This is a genomic window from Gemmatimonas sp. (genome assembly GCF_044376735.1).
Classification (GTDB): domain Bacteria; phylum Gemmatimonadota; class Gemmatimonadetes; order Gemmatimonadales; family Gemmatimonadaceae; genus Gemmatimonas.
In genome coordinates this window covers 1-3,808 of record NZ_JBILKJ010000214.1, presented here as the reverse complement: position 1 = coordinate 3,808, position 3,808 = coordinate 1, and the positions used below count along the sequence as shown (strand labels likewise).

5 protein-coding genes are annotated in these 3,808 nt (G+C 65.2%); 2 read left to right on the top strand and 3 right to left on the bottom strand.

Going from position 1 to position 3,808, the window contains the following annotated elements; translation table 11 throughout:
- Together ACIRA7_RS15615 and ACIRA7_RS15610 are read right to left on the bottom strand one after the other, a co-directional pair.
- On the bottom strand, positions 1-706 hold a 706-nt coding region (locus tag ACIRA7_RS15615; protein ID WP_396221764.1), incomplete at its 3' end, for a hypothetical protein.
- 7 nt (positions 707-713) lie between these two features.
- Positions 714-1,376 carry a peptidylprolyl isomerase gene (locus ACIRA7_RS15610; protein ID WP_396221763.1) on the bottom strand — a complete coding sequence of 221 codons (663 nt, stop codon included), beginning with the start codon at positions 1,374-1,376 and terminating at the stop codon, positions 714-716.
- A 211-nt stretch (positions 1,377-1,587) separates the two neighbouring features.
- Between ACIRA7_RS15610 and ACIRA7_RS15605 the strand changes: the two genes are divergently transcribed.
- Entirely contained in the window at positions 1,588-1,968 is a 381-nt protein-coding gene (locus tag ACIRA7_RS15605) for a hypothetical protein (RefSeq protein WP_396221762.1), read from the top strand.
- A 208-nt stretch (positions 1,969-2,176) separates the two neighbouring features.
- Here the strand turns inward: ACIRA7_RS15605 and ACIRA7_RS15600 are convergent, their stop codons facing one another.
- Positions 2,177-2,623, bottom strand: coding sequence for a hypothetical protein (locus ACIRA7_RS15600; RefSeq protein WP_396221761.1), 447 nt, complete (start codon positions 2,621-2,623; stop codon positions 2,177-2,179).
- 109 nt (positions 2,624-2,732) lie between these two features.
- On the opposite strand from ACIRA7_RS15600, the gene ACIRA7_RS15595 reads away from it, so the two are divergent.
- Positions 2,733-3,808, top strand: a 1,076-nt coding sequence (locus ACIRA7_RS15595) for a M20/M25/M40 family metallo-hydrolase (protein WP_396221760.1), incomplete at its 3' end; no start/stop codon positions are given.

Genomic DNA, 3,808 nt, shown 5'->3' with positions numbered 1-3,808 from the left:
ATGGACCGCCGCGTGGCGCTGAGGCGTCGCGGCGAGGCGGCCGCGGCTTCGCCACATATAGCGTGTGCATCGGCCCCTTGGTGTCGTGGGCCCGCACGCGCAGCGTTTCCACCAGCAGTCCGCTGACGCGCAGGGCATGCGCGAAGGCCGGATCATCGCCCACCGACCAGTAGGCGATCACGCCCGGTGGACGCAGCGCTGCTACCGTGGTCGCAATGCCACGGTGCGCATAGAGGCGCGCGTTCTCCGACATGATCATGCCGTCGGGACCGTTGTCGGTGTCGAGCATGATCGCATCGAACTGACCGGCGTGATTTCGCAGCACATTCACGATGTCATCATGTACCACGCGCACGCGCGGATCTTTCAGCGTCTCCACCGAAATCCCGTACTCGGGATTCGCATTCCACGCGATCACTTCGGCCAGAAACTCCGCCACCACGACTTCAGCATCGTCGGCCACTTCCTTGAGCGCGGCGCGCAAGGTGAAGCCGAGCCCGAGCCCGCCAATCAGCACGCGGGCGCCGGGCTTGCTCTTGAGCCCCACACAGGCGACTTCGGCCAGGCGGTCTTCCGAAAGATGCCGACGCTGCGACATCAGCTCGATGCCGTTGGCGCGAATGAGATACGAGCCGTCGTGCCGGAACAGCTCGAGCAGCGAGCCATCGGGAGTGCGGGCGTTGCCAAGACGTTCGAAAGGCTTCATGCGATGCTCAAGAAGACGGAACGACCGTGGCCGACACGATGGAATCGAGGGCCGGGAACCACCGGTCGAGATACTTGTTTCCGCGAGACATGATACGTGACTGTACGGGATCTTCACCGTACTCGAAGTTCAAGCGTTCGAGCACGTCCATACCCTCGACCACCGCGCCGATCGGCGCGTACAGCTTCTGCCGATCGAGCTTGGCCGAGTTATCGACGAGATTGACGTACAGCTGCACCATGCGGCTGTTGGCGTCGACCGTGGTGAACGCCACCGTGCCCCGCGTGTTGCTCAGTCGCTGCGGCTCGTCGGCCATCGCCGACTGCGCCCACTTCGCATTCACCGCCGGATCCCCGTGAATGCCGAACTGCACCACGAATCCCGGCACCATGCGGAAGAACCGGTTCCCTGCATAGTAGCCGATCGTGACCAATTCGTAGAATCGATCGGCGCCGCGCGGCGCGAGCGCACGCGTGACCTCGATGGTGAACGGCCCCTTGCTGGTCTCGACACGCACGCGGTACGTATCGGGGCTGCGCATCGGCGTGGCGGCGGGTGCGGGAATCACGCGGGGCACGGCCTTCGCGGTCGGTGTGCGCGGTTCGGCCGAGCAGGCGGCCATTGCGGTCAGGCCGATCGCCAACACGATCCGGGTGGTTCGTACGCTCATGCCATGACGCTCGATTGAACTAGTCGTCCGTAGGTTCACGCGAAGTCCGCGAAGAACGCGAAGACTCGCGAAGAGAATCTATGCTGCTGTTCTTCGCAAATCTTCGCGGCCCTTCGCGAGCTTCGCGTGAATCAGCGATCTCAGTCGTGGCGCCTACGCCATCCGACACAACGCCCTGTAGATTCCAAGAGAACCCTCGGCCTCTCACCGTATGCCTAGTCTACCCCGCCGCTCAACCCAGCGCACCGTCGCGATCTGTGCGGCCGTCGTGCTACCGCTGGCCTCATGCGTGGGCGAGCGTGACCAGTTGCCCGACACGCCCATCACCGCCCCCAAGGCGCCGCTGGAGACGCATCTCCGCGGCCGCGTACAAGATCTCGTGACAGCACTGCCGATCGGCGGCGCCCGCGTCACGGTCGATGCCGCGTCGGATACCAGCCACGACGACGGCAGCTATAACCTGCAGCGACTCCGCGTGGGCGCGTCCGAGATCGTGACCGTGCGGGCGGGCTACGACACAGCGCGCACGCTGCTGCCGCTGCTGGGAGGCGATCAGGAGTTCATCGTGCGACTGCGGAAGACGGTGCAGTAGTCGCCAGTTCCGGGTGGCTCGCACGCTCATGCCATGACGCTCGCTTGAACTGGTAGTCCGTAGGTTCACGCGAAGTCCGCGAAGAACGCGAAGGTTCGCGAAGGACAGCAAGTAGATTTTCTTCGCGTGTCTTCGCGTGTCTTCGCGAGCTTCGCGTGAACCAGCGATTTCAGCCCGGCACGACGCTGTCCGTCGAGCCACGAGAACATCAGTCCTCGTCTTCCACCCACAGCACCGCCGTCACGCCATCGCCAACGCACACGATGCCGGCGTCGAGCGCCGATTCCGTGAGCGGATCGAAGCTGAAGCCACTGGCGTGCTGCGAGTCGTCACTGAACACCTCGGCCCAGTCGCCGTTGGTGAAGCAGCTGAACGGTTCCGGCACCATCGTCAGCAGCTCGTTCACCAACGCCTCAGCTTCCGCGGCCTGGATGATCACCGCGTTGCTGGCGAGATCGCGTCCGAGCACGCCGGCGGCAATGCGAAGCGCATCGCTCTCGCTCACTTCCAGCCAGCCCTCGCCGAGCGCGTGCAGCCCCAGGCTTTCGACGGCCTGATCAGCCAGGATCCGTGATTTCGCCCACTGCGGCTGCGGCACCAGCGCGCAGGTCACGCGGCCACTCGTTCGCTTCGCGATGATCGTATCAGTCAGCATGTTGGATAAAGGGAGGTTCCGCTCAATATGCCACGGGTATTGGACGAGACGGAGCGCAGACCCGAGATTGCAGGAATTCCCACCCCTCCCCCCGAACGTGGATATGCCGATGGTTCGCTCCTCTCTACTCGCCGCCGTCGCCCTGGCGGCGATCACCGCACCGGCCACCGCCCCGCTTTCGGCGCAGGCACCCGACGCCATCCCTGCCAAGTACGCCGAGGTCGCGAACCGCATCATCGCCGCCGCTCAGGCCGACTCGGCCGGCGCGTGGAACCGTATCGCCGAACTGACCGACCGGTTCGGCCATCGGCTGTCGGGTTCCAAGGCCCTCGAAGACGCGATTATGTGGACCGCCGCCACGATGGAGAAGGACGGCCTCGCGAACGTGAAGCGCGAGAAGGTCATGGTGCCGCATTGGGTGCGCGGCGCCGAGTCGCTGGAGCTGGTGGCGCCGCGTCGGCAGCTGCTGCCCATGCTCGGCCTCGGTGGCAGCATCGCCACGCCGGCCGCCGGCATCACCGCCGAGGTGATGGTGGTGGCCAGCTTCGAAGAGCTCACGCAGCGCGCCGCCGAAGCCAAGGGCAAGATCGTGCTGTATGATGCCGAGTGGCGCGACTACGGCTACAACGGCTCGTTCCGACGCCTTGGTGCGATTGCCGCCGCCAAGGTCGGTGCCGTGGCGTCGCTGGCGCGCGCGGCGGGTCCGTACAGCATGCGCACGCCGCACACCGGCAGCATGAGCTACGACTCCACGGTGAAGAAGATTCCGCACGCCAGCGTGACGTCGGAAGACGCGATGATGATGCGTCGCATGATCAACCGCGGCGACACGGTGCGCGTGACGCTCAAGATGAGCGCGAAGATGTTGCCCGATGCGCAGAGCCACAACGTGATGGGTGAACTGCGCGGCCGCGAGAAACCCGACGAGATCGTGGTGATGGGTGGCCACATCGATTCGTGGGATGTGGGTCAGGGCGCCATGGACGACGCGGGCGGCGTCGTGATCGCGTGGGAAGCGATTCGCCTGCTGAAGAAGCTTGGCCTCACGCCGCGTCGCACGATCCGCGCCGTGGGCTGGACGAACGAAGAGAACGGCATGCGCGGCGGCAACGCGTATCGCGATGCACACCAGCACGAGACGCACCAACTGGCCATCGAATCCGACGGTGGCGTGTTCTCACCGCT

Bases quoted from the DNA above. Each gene is read 5' to 3' on its own strand.
- ACIRA7_RS15600 (WP_396221761.1), bottom strand. From the start codon at position 2,623: ATGCTGACTGATACGATCATCGCGAAGCGAACGAGTGGCCGCGTGACC.
- ACIRA7_RS15605 (WP_396221762.1), top strand. From the start codon at position 1,588: ATGCCTAGTCTACCCCGCCGCTCAACCCAGCGCACCGTCGCGATCTGT.
- ACIRA7_RS15610 (WP_396221763.1), bottom strand. From the start codon at position 1,376: ATGAGCGTACGAACCACCCGGATCGTGTTGGCGATCGGCCTGACCGCA.